Origin of the sequence: Pseudomonas sp. Z18(2022), from assembly GCF_036346535.1 — a bacterium.
In the GTDB taxonomy this organism is placed as follows: Bacteria; Pseudomonadota; Gammaproteobacteria; order Pseudomonadales; family Pseudomonadaceae; genus Aquipseudomonas; species Aquipseudomonas yamanorum_A.
The window spans coordinates 1-396 of sequence record NZ_JAOTOA010000072.1 but is presented as its reverse complement, the minus strand read 5'-3'; the positions used below and the strand labels follow the sequence as shown (position 1 = coordinate 396).

Genomic DNA, 396 nt, shown 5'->3' with positions numbered 1-396 from the left:
GCTACGCGGCCAGCCATCACCAATAGCCTGGCGGAAGCAGCGATTTATCTGGGCGCTTTGCCTGATGAGTTGGTGCTGGCTCAGGCGTCCCTTTTCTACCACTTCCGTGACGGTGTGCTCACGTCGATCAGCGACGCGTACGACAACCGGCTGCGTATTTCCCGCGACTATTCCGGGCGGATTCAGCGGATTGATAACCACGTCGGCCAAGGATTGCTGCTGCGTTATGACCGCGGGCATATCGTTGCCGTCGACTATCAGGTGCAGCGGGAACTGGACTGGGTTACCGAGCAGAACGTTGTTTCCTACAAGTACGACGACGCCTGGCGGTTGATTGAGGCGACCAACGCTGTAGGCGAAAGCGAGCGTTATCGCTACGACGATCAGCAGGTGATC

At 58.1% G+C, this 396-nt stretch carries 1 pseudogene; it reads left to right on the top strand.

The annotated features are described in order from the left end of the window. A pseudogene (locus tag V3W39_RS33640) lies at positions 1-396 on the top strand (hypothetical protein); the annotation flags it as partial.